28 protein-coding genes are annotated in these 23,637 nt (G+C 60.8%); 8 read left to right on the top strand and 20 right to left on the bottom strand.

Translation table 11 applies throughout. The features are described 5' to 3' along the window. The first annotated feature begins 150 nt into the window (after positions 1–150). The 6 genes from DFP86_RS14515 (at position 151) to fliD (ending at position 4,509) form a co-directional block, all read left to right on the top strand. On the top strand, positions 151–465 hold the full coding sequence (locus DFP86_RS14515; RefSeq protein ID WP_133682492.1) for an ElaB/YgaM/YqjD family protein: 315 nt from the start codon (positions 151–153) through the stop codon (positions 463–465). Positions 466–469: 4 nt separating this feature from the next. Continuing rightward, positions 470–859: a phage holin family protein gene (locus DFP86_RS14510; RefSeq protein WP_133682489.1), complete on the top strand. Its 390-nt coding sequence runs from the start codon at positions 470–472 to the stop codon at positions 857–859. Between the two features lie 2 nt (positions 860–861). Continuing rightward, positions 862–1,125 carry a hypothetical protein gene (locus DFP86_RS14505; protein WP_133682487.1) on the top strand — a complete coding sequence of 88 codons (264 nt, stop codon included), beginning with the start codon at positions 862–864 and terminating at the stop codon, positions 1,123–1,125. A gap of 3 nt (positions 1,126–1,128) precedes the next feature. Further along, on the top strand, positions 1,129–2,283 hold the full coding sequence (locus DFP86_RS14500) for a DUF2827 family protein (RefSeq protein WP_133682485.1): 1,155 nt from the start codon (positions 1,129–1,131) through the stop codon (positions 2,281–2,283). 7 nt (positions 2,284–2,290) lie between these two features. After that, positions 2,291–2,941, top strand: coding sequence for a DUF1345 domain-containing protein (locus DFP86_RS14495; protein WP_133682483.1), 651 nt, complete (start codon positions 2,291–2,293; stop codon positions 2,939–2,941). Positions 2,942–3,021: 80 nt separating this feature from the next. Continuing rightward, positions 3,022–4,509 carry a flagellar filament capping protein FliD gene (fliD, locus tag DFP86_RS14490; protein ID WP_133682481.1) on the top strand — a complete coding sequence of 496 codons (1,488 nt, stop codon included), beginning with the start codon at positions 3,022–3,024 and terminating at the stop codon, positions 4,507–4,509. Here fliD and DFP86_RS14485 read toward each other — a convergent pair. From DFP86_RS14485 to DFP86_RS14390, 20 genes are all read right to left on the bottom strand, one after another. Further along, positions 4,499–5,509 carry an alpha/beta hydrolase family protein gene (locus DFP86_RS14485; RefSeq protein WP_133682479.1) on the bottom strand — a complete coding sequence of 337 codons (1,011 nt, stop codon included), beginning with the start codon at positions 5,507–5,509 and terminating at the stop codon, positions 4,499–4,501. The two genes, fliD and DFP86_RS14485, sit on opposite strands and share 11 nt — an antisense overlap. 26 nt (positions 5,510–5,535) lie before the next feature. Then, positions 5,536–5,883, bottom strand: a complete 348-nt coding sequence (locus DFP86_RS14480) for a 2Fe-2S iron-sulfur cluster-binding protein (RefSeq protein ID WP_133682477.1) — start codon at positions 5,881–5,883, stop codon at positions 5,536–5,538. A gap of 13 nt (positions 5,884–5,896) precedes the next feature. Continuing rightward, the gene (locus tag DFP86_RS14475; protein WP_133682475.1) at positions 5,897–6,115 is read right to left on the bottom strand and encodes a hypothetical protein; all 219 of its coding nucleotides are present in this window, start codon (positions 6,113–6,115) and stop codon (positions 5,897–5,899) included. An 11-nt stretch (positions 6,116–6,126) separates the two neighbouring features. Beyond that, the gene (locus tag DFP86_RS14470) at positions 6,127–6,624 is read right to left on the bottom strand and encodes a DNA-deoxyinosine glycosylase (protein WP_133682473.1); all 498 of its coding nucleotides are present in this window, start codon (positions 6,622–6,624) and stop codon (positions 6,127–6,129) included. 7 nt (positions 6,625–6,631) lie between these two features. Further along, entirely contained in the window at positions 6,632–7,213 is a 582-nt protein-coding gene (rnhB, locus tag DFP86_RS14465) for a ribonuclease HII (RefSeq protein WP_133682653.1), read from the bottom strand. 2 nt (positions 7,214–7,215) lie between these two features. Beyond that, positions 7,216–8,382: a lipid-A-disaccharide synthase gene (gene lpxB, locus DFP86_RS14460; protein ID WP_133682471.1), complete on the bottom strand. Its 1,167-nt coding sequence runs from the start codon at positions 8,380–8,382 to the stop codon at positions 7,216–7,218. Positions 8,383–8,385: 3 nt separating this feature from the next. Then, positions 8,386–9,171 (bottom strand): acyl-ACP--UDP-N-acetylglucosamine O-acyltransferase, encoded by a 786-nt coding sequence (lpxA, locus tag DFP86_RS14455; RefSeq protein WP_133682469.1) that lies wholly within the window; start codon positions 9,169–9,171, stop codon positions 8,386–8,388. Position 9,172: 1 nt separating this feature from the next. Continuing rightward, a complete protein-coding gene (fabZ, locus tag DFP86_RS14450; RefSeq protein WP_133682467.1) occupies positions 9,173–9,628 on the bottom strand; it encodes a 3-hydroxyacyl-ACP dehydratase FabZ in 456 nt (151 codons plus the stop codon). Continuing rightward, positions 9,621–10,667 carry a UDP-3-O-(3-hydroxymyristoyl)glucosamine N-acyltransferase gene (lpxD, locus tag DFP86_RS14445; protein ID WP_133682465.1) on the bottom strand — a complete coding sequence of 349 codons (1,047 nt, stop codon included), beginning with the start codon at positions 10,665–10,667 and terminating at the stop codon, positions 9,621–9,623. The genes fabZ and lpxD overlap by 8 nt, the downstream gene beginning before the upstream one ends. Positions 10,668–10,714: 47 nt before the next feature. Then, positions 10,715–11,203: an OmpH/Skp family outer membrane protein gene (locus DFP86_RS14440; RefSeq protein WP_243729409.1), complete on the bottom strand. Its 489-nt coding sequence runs from the start codon at positions 11,201–11,203 to the stop codon at positions 10,715–10,717. A 14-nt stretch (positions 11,204–11,217) separates the two neighbouring features. Further along, positions 11,218–13,500, bottom strand: a complete 2,283-nt coding sequence (gene bamA / locus DFP86_RS14435; RefSeq protein ID WP_133682463.1) for an outer membrane protein assembly factor BamA — start codon at positions 13,498–13,500, stop codon at positions 11,218–11,220. Positions 13,501–13,510: 10 nt separating this feature from the next. Beyond that, the gene (rseP, locus tag DFP86_RS14430) at positions 13,511–14,854 is read right to left on the bottom strand and encodes an RIP metalloprotease RseP (RefSeq protein WP_133682461.1); all 1,344 of its coding nucleotides are present in this window, start codon (positions 14,852–14,854) and stop codon (positions 13,511–13,513) included. Next, the gene (gene ispC, locus DFP86_RS14425) at positions 14,854–16,035 is read right to left on the bottom strand and encodes a 1-deoxy-D-xylulose-5-phosphate reductoisomerase (protein ID WP_133682459.1); all 1,182 of its coding nucleotides are present in this window, start codon (positions 16,033–16,035) and stop codon (positions 14,854–14,856) included. The genes rseP and ispC overlap by 1 nt, the downstream gene beginning before the upstream one ends. A gap of 68 nt (positions 16,036–16,103) precedes the next feature. Beyond that, positions 16,104–16,910, bottom strand: a complete 807-nt coding sequence (locus tag DFP86_RS14420) for a phosphatidate cytidylyltransferase (RefSeq protein WP_133682457.1) — start codon at positions 16,908–16,910, stop codon at positions 16,104–16,106. Positions 16,911–16,912: 2 nt separating this feature from the next. Then, a complete protein-coding gene (locus tag DFP86_RS14415) occupies positions 16,913–17,662 on the bottom strand; it encodes an isoprenyl transferase (RefSeq protein ID WP_133682649.1) in 750 nt (249 codons plus the stop codon). A gap of 8 nt (positions 17,663–17,670) precedes the next feature. Next, the gene (gene frr / locus DFP86_RS14410; RefSeq protein WP_133682455.1) at positions 17,671–18,228 is read right to left on the bottom strand and encodes a ribosome recycling factor; all 558 of its coding nucleotides are present in this window, start codon (positions 18,226–18,228) and stop codon (positions 17,671–17,673) included. 77 nt (positions 18,229–18,305) lie between these two features. Further along, complete coding sequence (pyrH, locus tag DFP86_RS14405) at positions 18,306–19,031, bottom strand: UMP kinase (RefSeq protein ID WP_133682453.1); 726 nt, start codon at positions 19,029–19,031, stop codon at positions 18,306–18,308. A gap of 110 nt (positions 19,032–19,141) precedes the next feature. Continuing rightward, on the bottom strand, positions 19,142–20,008 hold the full coding sequence (tsf, locus tag DFP86_RS14400; protein WP_133682451.1) for a translation elongation factor Ts: 867 nt from the start codon (positions 20,006–20,008) through the stop codon (positions 19,142–19,144). A gap of 79 nt (positions 20,009–20,087) precedes the next feature. Further along, positions 20,088–20,816 carry a 30S ribosomal protein S2 gene (rpsB, locus tag DFP86_RS14395; RefSeq protein ID WP_133682449.1) on the bottom strand — a complete coding sequence of 243 codons (729 nt, stop codon included), beginning with the start codon at positions 20,814–20,816 and terminating at the stop codon, positions 20,088–20,090. A gap of 137 nt (positions 20,817–20,953) precedes the next feature. Further along, a complete protein-coding gene (locus DFP86_RS14390; protein WP_133682447.1) occupies positions 20,954–21,139 on the bottom strand; it encodes a hypothetical protein in 186 nt (61 codons plus the stop codon). 127 nt (positions 21,140–21,266) lie between these two features. Between DFP86_RS14390 and DFP86_RS14385 the strand changes: the two genes are divergently transcribed. Further along, entirely contained in the window at positions 21,267–22,466 is a 1,200-nt protein-coding gene (locus DFP86_RS14385; RefSeq protein ID WP_133682444.1) for a cation:proton antiporter, read from the top strand. Positions 22,467–22,484: 18 nt separating this feature from the next. Further along, positions 22,485–23,600 carry a YbdK family carboxylate-amine ligase gene (locus DFP86_RS14380; RefSeq protein WP_133682442.1) on the top strand — a complete coding sequence of 372 codons (1,116 nt, stop codon included), beginning with the start codon at positions 22,485–22,487 and terminating at the stop codon, positions 23,598–23,600. Positions 23,601–23,637 lie beyond the last annotated feature (37 nt).

Genomic DNA, 23,637 nt, shown 5'->3' with positions numbered 1-23,637 from the left:
CTGGCGTACTATATTAAACTCACTTCGCATAACACACGGTGTCGTCCGCCCGCTTGGCACAGGTTTGACGCTACGCCGACCTGCCTGATAAGGTGGGCGTAGCGATATGGCGACGACGCGCCTTTTTTCGTCCGATATAAGGAGATAGCGATGTCACACCAAAGCATGGCTCCGGAAAACGCACAATTGCTCGACGATGTCCGGCAAGTGCTGTCCAACACGGAGGATTTGCTGCACGCAGCCGGAGACGAGGGCGGCGAGAAGGTTCGCGAATTACGCCAACGCATCGGCGCCAACCTCGCGCAAGCCAAGACCCGCCTGATCGAGGCCGAGCATGCGATCGCTGGCAAGGCGAAAGCTGCCGCCAAGGCAACCGACCAATATGTGCATGAAAACCCGTGGAAATCGATCGGCATTGCCGCCGGCGTCGGCTTGTTGCTCGGCATGTTGATTTCGCGCCGCTGAACTCATGACGGAACAAGCATCCACCCCTCCCCGGCCCGGGACGATTCGTTCGTTGCTGGGCCGTTTCGTTTCGTTGGCGCTGGTGCGCGCCGAATTGTTTTCCATCGAGGCGCAAGAACAGAAGGAAGCCTTGCTCGGGCAACTGATGCTGGGCTTCCTGGCTTTTTGTGCGCTGCTGTTCGCCATGATGGCCGGACTGCTATTCGTCGTCGCGGTGACGCCGGCGTCGGCGCGCCCCTGGGTACTGGGCGGGCTGGCGCTGTCCGGTCTGCTCGGCTGCCTGTTGTTGCTCTGGCGACTTGCCGTGCGCCTGCAACGTCAACCGCCCGCCTTTGCCACGACGCTAACTGAGATCCGCAAGGATTGCCAGTCGGTTTTCAATCAGCGGGGTTGAAGATGACCGCTAAGGAACGCGAACTGCGGAAAACGTTGCTACTGATCAAAGGCGACGCCCTACGGCTGCAACTTGGGTTGGAAATCGACATGTTGCGCGACACGCTGTCGCTCTCGGGCCTATTGGGCCGGGTGCTGCCGCAGGCTGTCGCGGGCCTGTTCGGCGCGACAGGGCGCCGTCCGCGCGGGCTGTGGCGCCTGTTGCGGTTCGCTTTGGGCAGTCTAGGCGTGTGGCGTGCCCTATCGACCTGGTTCAAGCGCGACTGACTCATGACGAAGATCCGGCCGAACATCGGCATCACTTGGTACGCCACCCACCAACCAGGCTGTTCGATCTGGTCCAACGGCACGCAGCAGAATGTGCTGCTGCTCTACCACTTGTTGAAGTCGGCCGGTGCCGGCGAAATCTGGCTGATCAACGGCGGCGATGCCGATACGCTGCCGCCGGCGCTACGCCTGGCGGAGCCGGATGTGCCACTGGTGCGTTTCTCCGAGGTGGCCGATCGACTGGACGTGCTGATCGAGGGCGGCGCGCAGGTTCTGCCGGAACAGGCCGAAGCCGTCCACCGCCGGCACGGCGTCGTACTCGCCTATCGTTGCGGCAACGACTACATTATGGATGCCGAGCGTATCTGCTTCGATCTGCCTGCCGGTTCGGCTTTCAACGGCACGGTTTTCGACGAAATCTGGACGCAGCCGCAGCACGAGAAGATGTGCCGCAGTTTCTGGGAGCTGGCGCTGCGCGCCCAGGTGCGGGTCATGCCGCATATCTGGAGCCCGCGCTTCATTCAGCAGGAGTTGGCCAATCTGGCGCGCACGGAACCCGACTTGACCTTCGGCTACCGCCCCGGCCCCGGCCCCAAGCGGATCGGCGTATTCGAGCCCAACCTCAATGTGGTCAAGACCTTCCTGACGCCGCTATTGATTTGCGAAGACGCCTATCGGCAGGACCGTGGCGCTCTGAAAGAAGTCTATATCACCAATACCAGCGGGTTGACCGCCCACCCCAGTTTCCGAGAATTCACCGAAGCCACCGACCTCTATCGCGACAATGTAGTGTCGTTCGAAGCGCGTTACCGCATACCGCTGTTCTTGGGACGTTACACCGACATCGTGGTATCCCATCAGTGGGAAAACGGGTTGAATTACCTGTATTACGACGTCCTCTACGGCGGTTATCCGTTGGTGCACAACTCACCCTATCTGCGCGATGTCGGTTACTATTACCCGGACTTCGATGCCCACGCCGGCGCCCGAGCGCTGCTGGCCGCCGTGCACCAGCACGATCAGCACGCTGAATATTACCGTCAGCAGGTCGACAGGTTGCTGGCGCGCGTCGATATCGCACACCCCGATAACCAACATTGCCATCTGCAGCGCATCCACGAACTATTAGCGGCTCGCCGCGGCGTCCGCACGAACTGAACCGACAATGAAACTAACCTCCCTACTTCGCGCCCGTCCACGGCTGGTTTTGGCGCTATTGCTGGCGCTCGCCGTCACACTGTTGTTGCCTGTCTCGACCCCGCCGCTAGATCGCACGCTATTGGCGTGGAACAGCGCCAGTTGGTTCTACTTGCTGGAGCTGTGGGTGTTGATGTTGCGTGCCACACCGGAACGCATCCGCCATATCGCGCGCATCGAGGACGAAAGTGCCGTCATGGTTTTGACCGCCGTCAGCGTCGCAGTGGTGATGAGCTTGCTAGCCATCGTGCTGGAGTTGGCCAGTGCCAAGGCGCTGCACGGCGGGGTACGCAGCGGACATCTGATATTGGCGGGCAGTACGCTCGTGGCGGCATGGCTATTGCTTCCGACCATGTTCGCCTTGCACTACGCGCATATGTTCTATGGCGCCCGCGAGGGCGCACGGCCATTGTTGTTTCCGGATCGACCGGCCATGCCGGATTACTGGGACTTCGCCTACTTTGCCTTCACGATTGCCGTCGCCTCGCAGACAGCCGACATCGCACCGAACAACCGAGCCGCCCGACGCGTGGTGCTGGCACAATCGATCCTGGCTTTCGTGTTCAACACCAGTGTCCTGGCCATGTCGATCAATGTGGCGGCTAGCCTGGTGAGCTAAACGCGCCAGCTGAACAATTAAGCAGAACAAAGATTCATCGCCTATGCTGAGGATAGTGCTGATTTACAGTGGTCATTGTCATGAACTCGCTGTACGGTCTTTCTCCGCTCTTTTCACCTTCCGGCCTGTATTCCGTGTTGGGCAATTCGCTCAACAGCACGGCCAGCAACCTGATCGGCACCAGCAGCGCCGCGCAAAGCAGCGCCTATCAAACCGAGATTTCGGCCTACGGCCAGCTATTGTCCAGTCTGTCCAACTTCCAGTACGCATTACAGCAGATCGCCTTTGCCAACAATCCGTTAACCGCCAGCAGCAGCAACGCCTCGGTCGCTAGCGCCTCCGCGGCGAGTGGCGCCATCGCCGGCACCTACAATCTGACCGTAACGCAGTTGGCCCAGGCTCAGACCGTGCAAAGCGGCGACTTCGCCAATCCGGCGAGCACTGTGATCGGCAGCGGCACACTGAACATTCAGACCGGCACTTACACTTCCGGCAGCAACACCTTCACCAGCGACGGCACAACGCCTGCCAGCATTGCTGTCAGCAACGGCACGCTAAATAGTATCGCCACGGCGATCAATGCGGCCGGCGTGGGTGTCACAGCCAGCGTGCAGCAGGATAGCGGCGGCTATCGGTTGGCGATCGCCAGCAGCAGCACCGGTTCGCTCAAGAATTTCAGCATTACGGTTAACGACAGCGACGGCAACAACACCGACCTGGCCGGCTTATCGCAGTTGGCCTACGATCCAACCGCCAGTAGCGGCGCCGGAAAAAATCTCAGCTTGGTGCAAGCGGGCGGCAACGCCTCGTACTCGGTCAACGGCGTGAGTGCGGTCAACAGCAGCAACAACGGCGTTTCGCTCGCAAGCAGCGTCAGCGCCAATTTGCTGCAGTCCGGTTCGACCGTGGTCTCCGTGGGCGTGGACTACAGCCAGCTGTCAAGCAGCGTTCAGAGCCTGGCGACGGCGTTCAACACCTTCCAGTCCAGTCTTAACGGCATGCTGGGGACTGGGGGCGCGCTGCAGGACAACGCAATCGCCGGGCAATTGGCAGAAGCACTGAACTCCCAGGCGTTGGCGACACTGAGTAACGGCAGTTCCAATCTTCAAATACTGAGTCAGTTGGGCGTGCAGTTGCAGCAGCCGCAAGTGGCGGGCCTGGTGGGAACGCTCACGCTCAACAGCAGCACTTTGCAATATGCCTTCAACCAGGATCAGAGCGGCGCGGCCAACTTGTTGTCGCAATCCGCCCAAGGCTTCAATACTTTGTCGTCGGCCTACTCCGGCGCCGGTTATGGCATCTTGCCGCAAAATATCGGCTTGCTGCAGCGACTGGTACAAAGTGAAAACACGCTGGTGCAATACAGCAATCAGAACCCGTTCAGTCTCACCGGTTTGCTGGGCATGATGAGTAACGGCACATCCAACCAATCCGCAAACCTAAGCGGCTCTCAGATCACGGCGCTGGCGCAATATGCCTCGGTGTTGGCGCTGGGCGAACCGTTCGCCGTTCAGGCCTTACTGGTGGGGTCTCTTGGGCAATCCGGCGGTTTCTCCGCTATGGCGTGAGCGAAGACTGAGCCGGCTGTTGCACCGAACCGTTGCTCAGGTGTTGCACAAAAAATCGCACAATTTCGGCATTGAACTGCCGATGAAAGGCTCCGCGGTCGAATCCGTCCGGGTCGGTGCACAGTTCCGGAAGTCTAAGACGCTGTTGCGGATTGCAGGGTGCCAGGAAGGCGAAGTGCCCGGCATTGCGCACCAGACGATACTGCGGCGAAACCATCAAGCCCTGCCGAATCGCCTCGACGCTCGTCAGCGCCACGCCATCCCCGCCTAATTCGGATGCCCACAGTTGCATGGGTGCGGTAATACCTTGCAGCGCTTGGCGTTGAAACAGGTTCAATGGATCGGCAATCACATAGGCCTTGATGCGACCATCGCCGCTCGGCGACGGCGGAAGCTCATGCGCCCGCACCTCTTGGCAAAATGGGTAATCCGCACCATGGCAATACTGCGCCATCAAGCTGAAGTCCGGTGCGGCGCCGGCCAACGTCAGGCCGGTATAACCGCCGCGCGAGAAGCCGAAAAGGCCGATCTTTCCCGGTGCCAAGCGTGCCCGCTCCGGCCAGGCTTGAGTCATGAAGTCGATCAAGCGTTCGATATCGCGCGGTCGATTGGCGAGCGCACGCAAATGCCCCTGATCGGACAGATCCTGGAAGTTGTCGCCGGGGTGGTTGATGGCAACCACCACGAAACCCGCATCGGCCAATGCCTCGGCGGTATCGTGATGCCCGAGATACGAACCGCCGCTGCCATGCGACAATACGATCAAAGGCCAATTCGCGCCGGTGGCCGCACAGCGGCGCACGCCGGACAAGACAACGGGACCAAGCTGGAATGGTTCGGCAGGGGTGGCACAGGGGTACCAGACGGCACCACGCAATACGCCGCCGTGGCTGTCGGCGGGCACCTCGATCGTATTGAAGCCGGCCGCATGCGCGAGTGGCGATAAAACGCTAACGAGCAACAACGACAAAAAAATGTGGCCGAGCGCAGATCGTGACATGCCCATCTCTTTCTTATCCCTATCCATTATTCCATCGGCGGTACGATTACGACCCAGTCGCCCTCTTCCACGGGCAAATGACAAGCCAAGCGCCATTGTTGCGGGGCGTCGATCAGCGGCTCGCCGGACAAGGCCGATTCCGGTAGCAGTCCTTGCCGAATCAGTACATTGCGTTCTTTCCGTGACATGCCGGCCATGCGCGGTTGTTGTGCATGGCGGATCTGGACGCGGCAGGTGCCGCAGGTACCCTGGCCGCAGCGCCAGTGCAGTGGAATGTCGTGTTCGCGCGCGACGTCTAGCAGCAACGAGCCGGGCTCTGCGCCGATCTCGGCCAGCTGTTGGCCTGACGGCGTCAGAAATAGGATGCGCGGCATGCGCGAAAACGTATCAGGCGACGCGCACTTGGCGAGCCGGTTTGGTGGTTTCGTCCTGTTCGAACCGTTTCCAGTCGACGATCATGACCTGTGTCAGCCCGCAATCGACCGCCAGTTGTGCCTCGATCTCCTCGAGCGCTTGATGGCAATGGATCGTGCCATTGAGCGCGACTTCGGCGCGTCGCATGACGCTGTCGTCGGGCGTAACAAACCAGATGCAGTAACGATTCATGGCGCAGTCTCTTAAGGTGATTCTGACACTAAATATCGCCCAATTTTACGCCATTGGGCAAGTTTATTGTCATAGGGTAGCGTATACGCCGGACTGGAGGAAGGCAGAGGCAACAGTGCGACGCCTGACGCTTCGACCGACGGCATGGCGCGTGCTGCGGCCTGGCCATTAAAACCGATGGCACGGAGACTGGGAAGTTGCGTCAATAACTGGCGCAAATCGTTGTAACTGACCTGGCGTAGATCGGCATCCAGGCTGCCCTTGCGCGCAGCCTCGCCCACGACGTCCCACAGGCCGACGCCCGCCTGCAACATGCACTCGATGCGCTCATCGTAGGGCAAGGAAGCCAGCGGCAAGGCCAGGATATCGCTCAATAGCCGCCAGAACTGGTTTTGTGGGTGGGCATAGTAGCGACCCGCAGCCAACGAAGCCTGCCCTGGCAGCGAGCCCAGCAAAAGAACACGGGTATGTGGTGCGATCAACGGAGGGAAACAGCGGTCTCGCGCCATGGGGAGATCAGAACAGGTCGCCCTGCCGCAGGCCGAGCGCTTGGCGCACCGGCGCGAAGGTTTTGCGGTGCACCGGCAGCACGCCCAGGGTGGCGAGCGCGGCCAGATGCTCGGCGGTCGGGTAGCCTTTGTGGCGGGCAAAGCCATAGCCGGGCCAGCGCGCATCGAGTGCGATCAGTTCGGCGTCGCGCGCTGTCTTGGCCAGGATGGAGGCGGCGGAGATAGCGGCCACGCGGGCATCGCCCTTGACGATCGCTTCGGCCGGCAAGGTCAGCTGTTTCGGCACGCGGTTGCCGTCGATTTGCACCAAGTCAGGCCGAACCGACAACCCTTCGACGGCGCGGGTCATGGCCAACATGGTGGCTTGCAGGATATTGAGCCGATCGATCTCTTCCACCGAGGCGCTGGCGATGCACCAGGCCTGCGCGCGTTCTCGGATCTCCAGCGCCAGCGCTTCGCGCCGGGCTTCGCTCAGTACCTTGGAGTCGGCCAGCCCGTCGATGGGACGGGCCGGGTCGAGAATCACGGCGGCGGCGTATACGGCGCCGGCCAGCGGCCCTCTCCCCGCCTCGTCGACACCGCAAAGCAGGCTCACAGCGCCACCTGCAGCACGTCGGCCGCCGCCTGCTCCGAAGTATCCATGCGCAAGCGCAATTGCAACTCGTCGAACAGCACCGACAATTCTTCCTGGTAATCCTTGTCGTGATAGATGCGTTCGAGTTCGTTGGCCAATTTCTCCGGCCGGGCGTTCTTTTGCAGCAACTCCGGCACCACCGCGCGTTCGCACAGGATATTGGGCAGCCCGACATACGGCAGGCGCAGCTTATGCTTGACCAACCAATACGTCAGTGTCGACAGCTTGTAGCTGATCACCATCGGCCGCTTGCACAGCGCCACTTCCAGCGTGGCGGTACCGCTGGTGACCAAGACGACGTCGCTGGCGATAATGGCCATTTGCGCATGGCCGAACAGCTTGCGAATCGGCAGTTCCCAGGCCTTCATGCGCGTCAGGATGGCATCGAAGCGATCGCGCGTGGCACGGGTGGCCAACGGCACGATGAATTGCGCCTCGGGGAATTTCTTCAGCAGTAGCTTGGCCGTTTCGATGTAAATCGGCGCCATGTAGTCGAGTTCGCTCATCCGGCTGCCCGGCAGTAAAGCGAAAATCGGCGCATTTTTCGGCAAGGCCAATTGCTCGCGCATCGCTTCCTTGTCGGTGGCCAGCGGAATTTCGCTCGCCAACGGATGGCCGACATACGATACCGGCACGCCGGCTTTGACGTATAGCGGCGGTTCCATCGGAAATAGGCACAATACCTTGCTGACGGCGCGGGCAATGCGCTGGATGCGCTCGGGCCGCCAGGCCCATACCGACGGGCTGACGTAGTGGACAGTCGGAATCCCAGCCTGCTTGAGCTTGGCTTCCAGCGGCAGGTTGAAATCCGGCGCATCGATGCCGACGAAGACATCCGGGCGCGATTTGATCAGGCTGACACGCAGTTCGTTACGGATGCGCAAAAGTTCGGGCAGGTGCTTGAGCACCTCGACGTAGCCGCGTACCGCCAGCTTTTCTTGCGGCACCATGGAGCGCAACCCCCTTGCCTCCATGTGCGGACCGCCGATGCCGAAAAATTCGATCCGCGGATAACGGCGGATCATGGCCTCCATCAACTGCGCGCCAAGCTGATCGCCCGATGCCTCTCCGGCAACCATGGCGACGCGCAAGGTCTTGTCAAAGTTATGAGTGATCTCTGGCATGGCTCAACGAATAATGCCGCGCTCGGAAAGCGCGAAGAATCGGGTAAACGGGGCCAGTTCTACGCTGGTCTCCGCCTGGGCGAGAATCTGCTCGCGTGCCGTTTCGAAAGGCAAACCCTGACGATAGAGCGTCTTGTAGGCGTTCTTTACGTCGCGAATGGCTTCCGGGCTGTAACCGCGTCGCTTCAGCCCCTCACTATTGATGCCGGAGGGGACGGCGCGATTACCGTGCGCAGTGACGAAGGGCGGTATGTCCTGAGCCACCGCACTGCAAAAGGCGGTCATCGCATGTTCGCCGATGATGACGAACTGGTGCACGGCGGTGAAGCCGCCCAGGAACACCCAATCGCCCAGGTGCACATGGCCGGCCAGCGTGGCGTTGTTGGCCAGGATGGTGTGATTGCCGAGCTGGCAATCATGGGCGATGTGCACGTAGGCCATGATCCAGTTGTCGTTGCCGATTCTGGTCACGCCCACATCCTGCGCCGTGCCGGTATTCAGCGTGCAGAACTCGCGGATGGTGTTGTTGTCGCCGATTTCCAGTCGCGTCGGTTCGCCGGCGTATTTCTTGTCCTGCGGTTCGGCGCCGAGCGACGCGAACTGGAAGATGCGGTTGTTGGCGCCAATGCGGGTATGGCCCTCGATGACCACATGCGGGCCGACACGAGTGCCGCTGCCGATTTCAACGTGCGGCCCGATGATGCTGTAGGCGCCGATCTCGACGTCGTCGGCCAGCCGCGCGGCCGGATCGACGAGTGCCGTCGGGTGGATACGTTGAGGCTGGGTCACGTCACACCTCCCGTTGGGCGCACATGATTTCCGCTTCGCAGGCGATCTCGCCGCCGACGCGGGCGATGGCGCTGTACTTGGCGATGCCGCGCTTGCTCTGCAGCTGGACCGCCTCCAGCGTCAGCTGATCGCCCGGCACCACCTGGCGACGGAAGCGCGCCTTGTCGATGCCGACGAAAAAGTACAGTTCGTTATCCTTGCGGTCGTGACCGGCGCTACGAATGGCCAACACGCCGGCGGCCTGGGCCAGCGCTTCGATGATCAGGACGCCCGGCATGACCGGGTATTGTTCGAAGTGCCCCTGGAAAAACGGCTCGTTGATGGTCACATTCTTGAGACCGACGATTCGCTTGTCCGCTTCGAATTCGATGACGCGATCGACCAGCAAGAACGGGTAACGGTGCGGCAGGTAGCGCATGATCTCGCGCACATCAATCGACACGGCATGTTCAGTCATTCGGGGCTTCCTTGTTTCTAATGTTTTTGATCTCTTTTTCCAGCTGCTTCACGCGCCCCACCAGCTCATCGAGATGGCGCAGGTGAACCGCGTTGGACAGCCAGTCTTTCATTGTGGACAACGGATACGACGATGCGTAGGTGTCCGCCTGGCGGATGGACTTCGATACCAGGGTGCCGCCGCCGATATGGGTGCGGTCGGCGATTTCGATGTGGCCGACGAACATGGCGGCGCCGCCGATGGTGCAATACGCACCGATGCGGGTGCTGCCGGCGATGCCGACGCAGCCGGCGACCGCCGTGTATTCGCCGATTTGGACGTTATGGGCGATCTGTACCAGATTGTCTATCTTGGCGCCGCGGCCAATGACGGTGTCGGCCAGCGCGCCGCGGTCGATGGTGGTGTTGGCGCCGATTTCGACATCGTCGCCAATGACCGCACGGCCGGTTTGCGGAATCTTGAACCAGGCGTCGCCGGCCCAAGCCAACCCGAAGCCGTCGGCGCCGATCACCGCGCCCGAATGGATGGTCACACGATCACCCAATACGCAGTTGTGGTAAATGGTGACATTAGGATAAAGCACCACATCGTCGCCCAGCACGCAGTCGTCGCCAACCACGACGCCCGGCATTAGTCTGCAGCGCTCGCCGATCACCGCCCGCGCGCCGATGCTGACATGCTCGCGCACTTCGGCGCTGGCGGCCACACGGCTATCGCTGCCCAGCACGGCCGACGGATGCACGCCGGCCACCGCAATCTGAGGCGGATTGAACAAGGTGGCGACTTTTGCAAAGTACAAATAGGGGTCGGGGGTGACGATCATCGGCAGTTCGATGGATACCGACTCCAGAATGCGCGGGGAAACGATAATCGCGCTCGCCTCGCAGTCGTCCAGTTGGCGACGATACTTGGCATGGGTGATGAAACTCAGTTCACCGGGGCGCGCGGCCTCGAGCGGCGCAACGCGAGCCACGACGACGTCGGCTCCGCGCAACTCCCCGCCTAATCTGGCAACAATTTCCGATAAAGTATATGACATCAAAAACAAAGCCGACCCGGGGCCGGCTTCTCCCGACTGTAATAGGGTTATTGATCGAGCGCCTTGAGCAAGGTGTCGGTCAGATCGTACTTCGGACTGACATACACCGAATCCTGCAAGATCAGGTCGTAGTGCCCCTTCTCGGCAATATCGCGCACCGCCTGATTGGCACGTTGCAGGAAGGCGGCGAACTCTTCCGCCCGGCGCTGGTTGAAATCTTCGCTCAACGAGGCCGATTTGGCATTGTAGTCGCGGATGACCGCATCCAGCTCGCGCTGATCGCTCTTGCGTTCGCTATCGGGCAAATCGGGCTTGACCAACTGGGCTTCCAGCTTTTTTCCCTTGGCCTGCAAGCCCTTGAGCTCTTCGCGGCGGGGCCCGAACTCCTGGTCCAGCCGTTTCATGATGGCCAGTGCCGGAGTAGCTTCGCGGTAGACGCGTTCGATATTGACGTAACCCAGCTTGAAATCGTCGGCTTGACACTGCCAGGCCAAAAGCATCCCGGCGGCCAGCCCAAACCATTTGTTCGGCTTCACAGAAACTCCTCCGTTTAGAACACGGTCCCAAGCTGGAACTGCAGGCGCTGGATCTTATCGCCATCCTGCTTGTGCATCGGTACCGCATAGCTGAACTTCATCGGCCCGACAGGCGACAACCAGGTAAAGGCTAGGCCGCCCGAATAGCGGAAGGCCTGGTTCGCCGACGAGCCCGGCGTCTTGTCGTCCCACAGCGTGCCGGCATCGGCGAACAGGCTCATGCGCACCGACTTGTTATCGCGCATCCCCGGGAACGGGAACAGCAGCTCGGTGTTCAGCACCATCTTGCGCGTGCCGCCCAAGGCGTAGTTGTTTGCATCCCGCGGCCCCATGCTGCCGCTTTCAAAGCCGCGCACCGAACCGATGCCACCCAGGTAGTAGTTGTCGAAGAACGGTACGGTGGATGTCTTGCCGTAACCGTTGATCGCGCCAACCTCGCCACCCACCATCAATGTATAGGTCTTGGAGAGCGGGAAGAACCACGACTCGTTATGCCCCAGGCGGTAATAGTTGACGTTGCCGCCCGGCAAACCGGCATCGAAGGAAATGCCGGTGGTGTAACCGCGAGTCGGCCACAAGGCGCTATCGCGCGTATCGCGCCCCCAGCTCACGCCGGCGCTGAGCGTTGTGCTGTTGCTGCCATGCTTGCTGACGTAGTCCAGGTACTGCTGCGGGCTATTGTCGAAGGTGGTGATGTTGGTTCGATCGAGGCCCAAGGTGAAATTCACCCGGTCTCGCTCGCTAATCGGCACCCCGGCGGTCACGCTGGCGCCGGTACTGGTGGTCTTGTACTCGGACAGGTCGATGGTGTCCGGGTTGTAGCTACGATGATAGACGTTGTAGCCCAGGCTGACGCCGTCCGCCGTGTAGTACGGGTCGGTAAACGACAGCGACAGCACTTTGTTGACCTTGCCGGTCGATACGTTCAGCGCGGCCGTCTTGCCGGAACCGAATACGTTGCTTTGCGAGATCCCGGCCGACAATTGCAGGCCCTCGCCTTGTACGAAGCCGACCGCTGCGCTGATGCTACCGGTCGAGCGCTCTTTAAGGCTGACATTGACGTCGACCTGATCCGGCGCGTCGCCCACTGCCGGCGTTTCGATGTTGATATCCTCGAAATAGCCGAGCAGGTCGATCCGTTCCTTGCTGCGTTTGATGTTGGCGCTGTTGTAGTAGCTGCCTTCCAATTGGCGCATTTCGCGGCGGATCACTTCATCGCGCGTCTTGGTATTGCCGCTGATGTTCACGCGGCGCACGTAGGTGCGGCGGCCCGGATCGACGAAGAACATCAGATTGGCGATATTGTGTTCGCGGTCGAGATCCGGCACCACGTTGACGTTGGCGAAGGCATAACCCTCCTTGCCCAGCCGGTCGGTCAACGCCGTGACCGATTCGTTGACCTTTTCCCGGCTGAAGACATCGCCGCGTTTGACGAGCAACAGCGAGCGCAAGTCGGCCTCGGGCACCTTGAGGTCGCCGCCGAGCTTCAGGTCGCCGAGGGTATAACGCTGGCCCTCGGTAAGGTTGATGGTCAAATAGACCGACTCCTTGTCGGCCGAGATCGACACCTGGGTCGAGTCGATGTTGAATTCGAGATAGCCCTGGTTTTGATAGAAGGCACGCAGCTTTTCCAAGTCGCCGGTCAGCTTCTGCTTGGAGTACTGGTCGTCGTGGCTGATCCAGGACGTCCAGCTCCCGGTGGTCTGGGCGAATTGGTCGAGTAGTGTCGAGGTATCGAACGCCTGGTTGCCGACGATGCGGATTTCGCGAATTTTGGCGGTAATGCCTTCGGTGATGTCGAGCGAGATCGACACGCGGTTGCGGTCGAGCTTGGTAATGTGAGGGTTGATTTCAACCGAATATTTGCCGCGGCTGTAATACTGCCGCTTGAGTTCCTGCACAGCGCCGTCGAGCAGTGCCTGATCGAAAACGCGCGACTCGGCGAGGCCGTTCTCCTTCAGCGCTTTCTTCAACTGATCCTTATCGAACTCCTTGGCGCCGGAAATCGTCAGTTGCGAAATCACCGGACGTTCCGCCACTTCGACGATCACCACCCCTTCGGACGATTCGATCCGTACGTCATTGAAGAAGCCAGTGGCGAACAGCGCCTTGATCGCATCGCCCGCCTTTTGGTCGTTGAAGGTATCGCCAACCTTGATCGGCAGATAGTTGAAAACCGTACCGGCCTCGGTACGTTGCAAACCTTCGACCTTGATATCCTTGACGACAAACGGATCGACAGCCCAGGCAGCAGAGGACAGCCCCAGCACGGCCGCCGCGACGAGTTTCAATTTCATAGGATCTTTGTTAACCCCCAAAAAGGCGGCTGATATCGTTTAGCATTGCAAAGGCCATGAGTCCGAACAGCAGCGCAAAACCAACCCGCTGTCCGATGAGCTGCACTCGCTCGCTCAGCGGCCTCCCCCTGACAAGCTCCGCCGTATAATACATTAAGTGCCCGCCATCCAGAACCGGTATCGGAAGCAAATTGAGTATTCCGATACTCACGCTGATCAGCGCCAAAAACTCCAGATAAGCAATCAGCCCCTCGCGCGCGCTCTGGCCCGCGACGCTGGCGATGACCAGCGGGCCGCTGATATTGTCGGTCGAAGCAGAGCCAACCAGCATGCGGCCCAGGAATTTCAGGCTCATCCAGCTGGTATCGAAGGTCTTGTTCCAGGCCGCCTGCGCCGAATGCGGCAAGTCGAAGCGTTGGCTGAACTGCAGCGCGGCACGCCAGCTATCGTCGGTTCGAGGGCTGATGCCGACGTGACCGACAAACCCTTCCCCGCTATCCACCGAGGCTGGGCGCAGCACAATCGTCATCGGCTTACCCTCTCGCAGTATGTTCACCGACAGCGCACGGCCGGGGTTGTCGCGAATCACCGCCACCCAGGACTGCCAATCGGGCAAAGTACGGCCATCGGCCGACAACATACGATCCCCGGGACGCAGCCCGGCGCGCATCGCCACGCCATCCTGCTCCAATGCGCCGACTTCGGGCAAATAGCGCACTGGCATGATGCCGATATCGCCGGACTCGAAAGCCTGAGCATTCGACTGCGAGAAGCGTGCCACGTCAAGGTGACGCACCGCCGGGCCCGCCTCGGTCATGACGCGGATGTCGAGCGGTTGCGTGCGGCCGGCCAGCCCATCCAAGAGCGCCAGGCGCATTTCCTGCCAGTTGGCCACCGCGCGATCGCCGATCGCCACGACACGATCGCCCGCACGAAAACCGGCGCTTGCCGCCGGGGTGTTGTCGACCACCGTGCCGACCCAGGGGCGCCATTGCACGACACCGTGCGCCATCACCACCCAGTACAGCAGGAAGGCGAGCAGCAAATTGGCCAGCGGGCCGGCGGCGACAATCGCCATGCGCTTGAGCACCGGCTGGGCATTGAAGCTATGAGGCCGTTCGTCATCGCTCACCGGCGCTTCGCGCTCGTCGAGCATGCGCACATAACCGCCGAGCGGGATCGGGCACAACGCCCATTCGGTATCGAACATGCGCCAGGCCACTAGCGGCCGGCCGAAACCGATCGAAAAGCGTAGCACCTTGACACCGCACAGCTTGGCGACCGTGTAGTGGCCCAATTCGTGGAACGTGACCAGGGCGCCAATCGCCACCAGGAAAGCAATGAGGGTAAACATCAGACTCCAATCCGGGTCGAAAGATAGTCGCGCGTAGCCCGGTCTTTAGCTAGCAGTCCGTCGAGCGAATCGCTGGCGCTCAGATCCATGCGCGACAACGCGGCGTCGACCAGCGCCGAAATGTCGGTAAAGCGAATTTTTCCCGCCAGGAACGCCGCCACGGCCGCTTCGTTCGCCGCATTGAGCACCGCCGGCGCATCGCCGCCGGCAGAAAGCGCGGCAAAGGCCAGCCCGAGACTCGGAAAGCGCGCGAGGTCGGGCGCTTCGAAGGTTAGCGCAGATAGCGAACACAGATCCAGCGGTGGCACGCCGGCCACAATGCGCTCGGGCCAGGCCAGCGCACAGGCGATCGGCGTACGCATGTCCGGCGACCCAAGCTGAGCGATTACCGAGCCGTCGCGGTACTGCACCATGGAATGAATGACGCTTTGCGGATGAACCACCACCTCGATACGATCCGCCGGCGCGTTGAACAGCCAGTGCGCTTCAATGACCTCCAGGCCCTTATTCATCAGCGTGGCGGAGTCCACCGAAATTTTTCGGCCCATGTCCCAATTGGGGTGGTTGCAGGCGTCCTGCGGCGTAATGTCGTCGAAGGTGCCCGCGGCGCGGGTACGGAACGGCCCGCCGGACGCGGTCAAGATAATCTTGTCGACCCCGGCGGCATCCAGGTCGCCGCACCAATCGGCCGGCAGCGATTGGAAGATCGCACTGTGTTCGCTGTCGACCGGCAGCAGCGTGGCCCCAGCGGCCGCCACGGCCTGCATGAATAGCCGTCCGGCCACTACCAGCGCTTCCTTATTAGCCAGCAAGACCCGCTTGCCGGCCTGCGCGGCCGCCATGGCGGACGGCAACCCGGCTACGCCGACAATTGCCGCCATCACCGTTTCGACCTCGGCCAAGCGCACCGCTTCGACCAAGGCCTCGGCACCGTGCCAAACCTGGATGTGCGACAAAGCCTGCTCGGCCAGCGCTCGGCGCAAATCGCCGGCGGCCGTCTCGTCGGCCATGACGACCACACGGGGCTTGTGCTGCAGACATTGCGCCAGCATGCGCGCAACCTGACGATTGCCCGTCAGGACTTCGACACGGTAATGATCGGGATGACGCGCCAGCACATCGAGCGTATTGATGCCGATGCTGCCGGTCGCGCCCAGTACGGCAATACCTTGAGGTTTCATGACTTTACTCGGGAATCAACGTTGCGCCGCACGCTGGGCGCGCGGCGAAAGACCCTAAGGCGGAGCAGTTACCAGCCGGCCAGCGCCCGCAAGGCATTGCTGACCGCCAAAACCGCGATCAGGCTGTCGATGCGATCGTAGACGCCGCCGTGCCCCGGTAACAAAGCACTGCTATCCTTCATGCCCGCACAGCGCTTGAACCAGGATTCAAGCAGATCGCCACCGACGCTGACCATGGTCAGCGGCAGCGCCAGCAACAGCCATTGCCATGCGGCGAGCGGCAGCATCATCCAGCCCATATGGCTAACCCACAGCGCATACAACGCCACCGCGATCAGCGCGCCCAGCACGCCTTCCCAGCTTTTGCCGGGACTGATGGCCGGCGCCAGTTTGCGCTTGCCGAACGCCTTGCCGGCGAAGTAGGCGGCAACGTCCGCCACCCAGACCAGCGCCATGATGGCCAGCAATTGCCGCGCATGCGCAGCATCCGCCACCTTGCGCCAATCCAGCATGGCAAACCAGGCGGGGAACATCAGCAGCCAACCCAAAATTGCTGCGGCCACGCCGGATGGCGCCCGCCAACGCCGCTTGAGCCAGAGAGGCACCATCAGCAGCCAAAAGGCCAACGCCAACGCATGCAATGGCAAGAACGTCACGCCGCCACGCCACCAGAGTCCGGCCGCCATGAGTGCGCTCACCAACAGGTAGAGGGCGTTGCGCAAGGGCGAAAAACCGACCATGCGCGCAAATTCCCACAATGCCAAGCCGCATACCAGTGCGGAAAATACCGCCCAGGCCGGCGTGGGGAACAAGAATAGCGCCGCCAGCATCAGCGGCAGCAATACCAGGGCGGTCAGAATCCGGGTTCTCAGCATGATCAGCCCCGCCGCTGCGCTTCAGGCAGCTGCTCGCTCGTGCGGCCGAAGCGGCGCTCGCGTTCGCGATAGGAAGCAATGGCCCTATCCAGCGAATCGGCATCGAAGTCGGGCCAGAGCTCGTCGGTGAAATACAACTCCGAATAGGCCAATTGCCAGATCAGGAAATTACTGATTCGCTCTTCGCCGCCCGTGCGAATGAAGAGATCCGGCTCGGGGGCGTACGCCATGGTCAAACGCTCGGAAAGTGCCGCCTCGTCGATTTGCGTCGCCCCCTCCGCCAGCAGCGTATTGACGGCCTGCAGCACGTCCCAGCGGCCGCCGTAGTCGGCGGCAATGGTTAGCACGAGCCCGCTATTGCCGGCGGTACGGGCTTCCGCCGCCGCGATACGCTCGACCAAGGACGGCGCAAAGCGCTCACGGTTGCCCACCACGCGCAGCCGGATATTGTTCTCCAGCAGCCGGCCGACTTCGCTTTCCAACGCGCGCAGAAACAACTCCATCAGAAACGACACTTCGTCCTGAGGGCGGCGCCAATTTTCGGTCGAAAAGGCGAATAGGGTCAGGTATTCGACACCCAGCTTACGGCAGGCGGTGACGACATTGCGCGCCGCATCGAGGCCGCGCTTGTGGCCGGCCACACGGGGCAATAGGCGTTTCTTGGCCCAGCGTCCGTTGCCATCCATGATGATGGCGACGTGACGGGGCACGGCAGCTACCGGCGGCACCGCCTGAGTCGAACTTCCGAACAGAGCCACGCTTATACCGCCATCAACTCGGATTCCTTGACCGACAGTGCCTTATCGATCTCGGCAACGAACTTGTCGGTGAGTTTTTGGATATCGTCCTGGCCGCGACGCTCATCGTCTTCGGTGATTTCCTTGTCTTTGAGCAGGGTCTTGAATTCGTTATTGGCATCGCGGCGCACGTTACGCACCGCGACGCGGGCGTTTTCGGCCTCGGCGCGAACCACCTTGATCAGATCGCGGCGACGCTCCTCGGTCAACATCGGCATCGGCACGCGGATGATGTCGCCCATGGCGGCCGGATTCAAGCCCAGGTCGGAATCGCGAATCGCTTTTTCCACCTTGGCGAGCATGCTCTTTTCCCATGCCTGCACACCGATGGTTCGGGCGTCGATCAGCGTTACGTTAGCTACCTGGTTGATTGGCGTGTCGGTGCCGTAATAATCCACCATGACGTGATCAAGAATGCCGGTATGCGCACGGCCGGTACGCACCTTGGCCAAATCGTGTTTGAAGGCTTCGAGAGATTTTTGCATCTTCTGCTCGGCCGATTTCTTGACTTCGTTAATCATGCTGACTCCAACAGTGAAACTGGAAAAAAACAACAAGGCGGAAGCGGCAGCTCGCCGCTTCCGCCCGATCATCATATTCAGGCTTGGCAGTGTACCAGCGTGCCTTCATCTTCGCCAAGCACCACGCGCTTGAGCGCGCTCGGTTTGAAGATGCTAAATACCTTGATATCCAGGTGTTGATCGCGGCACAGCGCAAAAGCGGTCGCATCCATCACCTTGAGATTGCGGGAAATTGCCTCATCGAAGGTCAACGAACTGTAGCGGGTCGCTTCGGGGTTCTTTTTCGGATCGTCGGTATAGACGCCATCCACCTTGGTTGCCTTCAACATGATGTCGACGTTCATTTCCATGCCTCGCAACGCGGCGGCGGTATCGGTGGTGAAGAACGGGTTACCGGTACCGGCGGCGAAGATGACTATCTTGCCCTCTTCGAGGTATTGCATCGCCTTGCCGCGCACATAGGGCTCGGCGATTTGCTGCATGGTCAGCGCAGATTGCACGCGCGCCACCAGGCCTGCGCGGGTCATGGCATCCTTGAGCGCCAACGCGTTCATTACCGTGGCCATCATGCCCATATAGTCGGCCGTCGCGCGATCCATGCCGGCCGCGGCCGGCGCCACGCCGCGGAAAATATTGCCGCCGCCGATAACGACGCCAATCTGTACCCCCAGGTCGGCCACCTCCTTGATTTGCTGCACGATCTGGTCGATCGTGGCCCGGTTGATGCCGTAGCTGTCATCACCCATCAGGGCCTCACCGGAAAGTTTCAACAGAATGCGTTTGAAGGCGGGTACTTGGCTCATCGCGGAGACCTCGAAATGGTTTTTAATCAGATACGTACTGTCAGGCGCGCCTGACAAAACGGCACCCTGATACAGGGTGCCGTCGTTGTGCCACTACTTGCAAAGGAAAATCAGATCTTGGCGGCGGCGGCCACTTCGGCGGCGTAATCCACGACCTTCTTCTCGATGCCTTCGCCAACCACGAACATGGCGAACGCCTTTACGCTGGCGCCCTTTTGGGCCAACAGCTTCTCGACGGTCAGATCCGGATCCTTGACGAACGGCTGGCCCATCAAGGTCACTTCGGCCAGGTACTTGGTCACGCGACCTTCGACCATCTTGGCGACGATATCGGCCGGCTTGCCGCTTTGCGCAGCCTGCTCGGTGTAGATGCGGCGTTCGGTTTCCAGGGTTTCGGCCGGAACCTGATCCTTGGAAACGCAGATCGGCTTGGAAGCGGCGACGTGCATGGCAACGTCACGGCCGAGCTGTTCTTCGCCGGTGAAGTCGACGATGACGCCGATCTTGCTGCCGTGCAGATAGGTGGCGATCTTGCCAGCGGTTTCGTAACGAACGAAACGACGCACCGACATATTCTCGCCCAGCTTGGCGATAGCCGCCTTGCGGATTTCTTCGACCGACTGGCCGCCCACGACAACGGCGCCCAGCGCCTCGACGTCGGCCGGATTGGCCTTGACGACGGCTTCGGCTGCAGCCTTGGCAAACGCCAGGAAGGTTTCATCCTTGGCAACGAAGTCGGTTTCGCAGTTGATTTCGACCATGGCGCCGACGGCACCTTCGGTGGCGGTAGCGATCACGCCTTCGGCGGCGGTGCGGCCAGCCAATTTGGCTGCCTTGCCGCCAGACTTGATGCGCAGGATTTCTTCGGCGCGCTTCAGATCGCCCTCGGCTTCAACCAGTGCCTTCTTGCACTCCATCATACCCATGCCGGTCGAGGCGCGGAGGTCGGCGACCATTTTTGCGGTAATTTCCGCCATGCTAGGAACTCCTTAAATTAATCCGTATGCGTATTGCTCGGGTCAAAAAAAGGGGCTGACGCCCCTTTCTGCCTCGACCTTATTCGGCCGCTGCCGGTTCGGCAGCAACGATTTCCTGGATCGACTGAGCACGACCTTCCAGTACCGCGTCGGCGATGCCGCGAGCGTACAGGCGGATGGCGCGGCTGGAGTCGTCGTTACCCGGAACGACGTAGTCGATGCCTTCCGGCGAGTTGTTGGTATCGACAACACCAATAACCGGGACACCCAGCTTCTTGGCTTCGACGATCGCACCCTTCTGATAACCGGTGTCGATGACGAAAATGGCGTCCGGCAGACCCTTCATATCCTTGATACCGCCGAGCGAGCGCTCCAGCTTGGCGACTTCACGTTCCAGTTCCAACAGTTCCTTCTTGTTGTAACCGGTTTCGCCGGCGTTTTCGAGCACGGCGCGCTTGTCTTCCAGACGCTTGATGGATTGCTTGACGGTCTTGTAGTTGGTCAGCATACCGCCGAGCCAGCGATGATCGACGAACGGCATACCGCAACGGGTCGCTTCTTCACGCACGATCTCACGCGCCTGACGCTTGGTGCCGACAAACAGTACGGTTCCCTTGTTGCCAGCCAGACGACGCACATACTCCTGGGCTTCCACGAACAGCGGCAGCGTCTTTTCCAGGTTGATGATGTGAATCTTGTTGCGGCTGCCAAAGATGAACTGCGACATCTTCGGGTTCCAGAAACGGGTCTGGTGACCGAAGTGAACGCCGGCTTCCAGCATTTGACGCATGGTAACGTTGGTGGACATACAAAAACTCCTTAAAGGGTTAGGCCTCCATCCGTGCAGACAACCCCAGCCGAAGCAGGGCACCCTTTAGCGCGGATGTGCGTTATTACCCCCGGAAATGGGGGACGCGGGATTTTATCATCCCGCACAAGACAAACTCAAGTTTTGCTTCGATTTTCCGCGCGCGCCAGCCGCAACCTGCGCCGACGCCGCAACACCCGTCCCATTAGCCAGATAGGCAGGGCACCGAGAAACACCAACACTGATAGCGCCGACGCAACGGAAGATTGCGCCACGGCAAAAAGCACAACCACATACAGCCATGCCAACAAAACAATCAACATACCGGCTCCGCGCCAGACGAGCGCGACGGCACAACGCCGTCGGCGCCGGGACAGTAGAACAACCACATGAACTTAACCGAACGCATATATGTCCCAGTAGTTTACGCCAACAAGAAAAGGAGAACCTATGACTCTCCCCTTCGCTTCGACTTCCTTACTTAACCCACTGACCGCATTGGGCATCATCCTGGCGCTAGGCATCCTCGGCGGGCAGATCGCGCGCAAGAGCAGCGCCATTCCAACACTGACCGGCTATATCGTGACCGGTTTGATTATCGGCCCGCACGGGCTCGGCTTGATCAGCCAACCGTTGATCGACACTTCCGACATATTCGTCCAACTCGCGCTCGGCATTGCACTGTTCGAGATGGGGCGCCGCATCGACCTACGCTGGCTGCGGCACGAACGCGCCTTGCTTGTCACGGCATTGGGCGGTGGCGCCGTCTGCTTTTTGGCGCTCTACCTAACACTATCGCTATTCGGCGTCCATCAGGAGACCGCGGCCGTATTGGCGATACTGGCGCTCTCCTGTTCGCCGGCCGCCCTACTGGAGGTATTGCGCGAAACCCGCGCCGAAGGACAGGTCAGCGAACGGCTGGTGACTTACGCCGGCATCGGCAATCTGCTCGCATTGACAGGGTATTGTCTGACGCTTGGCTGGAGCCGTCAAAACGGCGGGCTGGCGTTGGAAAGCTGGCTACTGCAACCAAGCTGGACCTTCCTCGGCTCGGCCGGCATCGGACTCATGGCCGGTCTAGTCGCCATCAACGCCAACCGCTGGATCGGCGCCCAATACCGCGAAGCCCAGGAAGTCCTGCTGTTCGCGCTCATTGCGCTGACCGTCGGCCTATCCAGCGCACTGCATATGCTACCTGCGCTGGCTTTGCTGATCTTCGGCCTCTCAACCCGAAACATGCCGTCGGGTTATGCCGTCGGCAGCCCCTGGGTGATGCGCTACAGCGTGGTGTTCTTCGCCGCACTGTTCGTCATCGCCGGCTCCCGGCTCGATCTGCGCGTCTTGGGCGACCACCTGCCGCTGGCGCTTTTGTTTGTCTGCGTGCGCAGCGCCTTGCACATTCTGACCGGCGCGCTGATGGCGCACGCCAATGGCCTCGCCAGGCGCTGCGGCGCGCTGATGGGGCTGGCACTGATGCCGATGTCCGGCACGGCCAATCTCGCTCTGCTCACTTCGCCCGCCCTACTGCCGGCTTCGGCCTCCGCCATTCTACCGCTGGCCATTGCCACGCTATGTCTGACCGAGCTCATCGGCCCGCCGCTGACTCAGCTCGCACTGAAGTTGGCCGGCGAAACTCGCCCGCACACCTAAACGGACAAGGAGCCCTCGATGCTTGAATTCAAAAACAGCAAGCCGCTGACTCTCGGTGTCGAACTAGAGCTGATGATCGTCAATCGACACGACTACAACCTCACCCGCGGATCCGACGACCTACTATCGCTGCTTGCACGCCACCGCCACGGCTACGACATCAAGCCGGAAATCACCCAAGGCATGATCGAGATCGCCACCGGCATCCACGAAGATCTGTCCACCATGCGCCACGAACTGGGCGAAATTCGCGCCCTACTCAACCAATGCGCCGAAAAACTGAACCTGGGACTGGCCGGCGGCGGCGCCCACCCCTTCCAACGCTGGGGCGAACAGCGCATCTACCCCAAAGAGCGCTACCAGCTGGTTTCCGAATTGTACGGCTACCTGGCCAAGCAATTCACCGTATTCGGCCAGCACATCCACGTTGGCTGTCCGGATGGCGACAGCGCGGTGCGTCTGACGCATTTCCTGTCGCGCTATATTCCGCACTTTATCGCCCTATCGGCCTCTTCGCCGTTCTACCAGGGGGCCGACACGTTGTTCCAGACCTCGCGCCTATCGAACGTCAATGCCTTTCCGCTATCGGGTTGCATGCCCCAAGTGCGCAACTGGGAGGCATTCAATCACTACTTCGGCCAAATGCACGCACTGGGCATCGTCGCCAGCATGAAGGACTTCTACTGGGACATTCGCCCGAAGCCCGAATTCGGCACGGTTGAGATCCGCATCTGCGACACCCCGCTCACCCTCGGGCTCGCGCCGCTCTTGGCGGGGTATGCGCGCATGCTGGCGCACCACTGCTTGGAAACCGGCTGGAACCGCATCGAACCGGCGCTTTACCTGCCTTACACCTACAACCGCTTCCAGGCCTGCCGCTTCGGCCTCGCCGGCGACATCATCCCGGGCTGCGGGCACGAGCGCATCAGCCTATTGGAAGATCTGCTCGGCACACTGGACCGCCTGAGCGACAGCGCTCACGCGCTGGACCTGGACGATTGTCGATTGCAACTGCGCGAACGGGTCGCCAAACGGCACAACGACAGCGACTGGCTGCGCGCGCAATACGCCACCAGTGGCTCGCTCTCCGACACCGTGCGCCATCAGAGCGAACGCTGGATGTACGACGCTTAAGAGCTATCGGCCAAACGATGGGCTTGCTAGAATCGGC

Source organism: Paludibacterium purpuratum (genome assembly GCF_004363805.1).
In the GTDB taxonomy this organism is placed as follows: Bacteria; Pseudomonadota; Gammaproteobacteria; order Burkholderiales; family Chromobacteriaceae; genus Paludibacterium; species Paludibacterium purpuratum.
The sequence above is the reverse complement of the archived record's forward strand: the minus strand, read 5'-3'. Positions and strand labels throughout refer to the sequence as shown.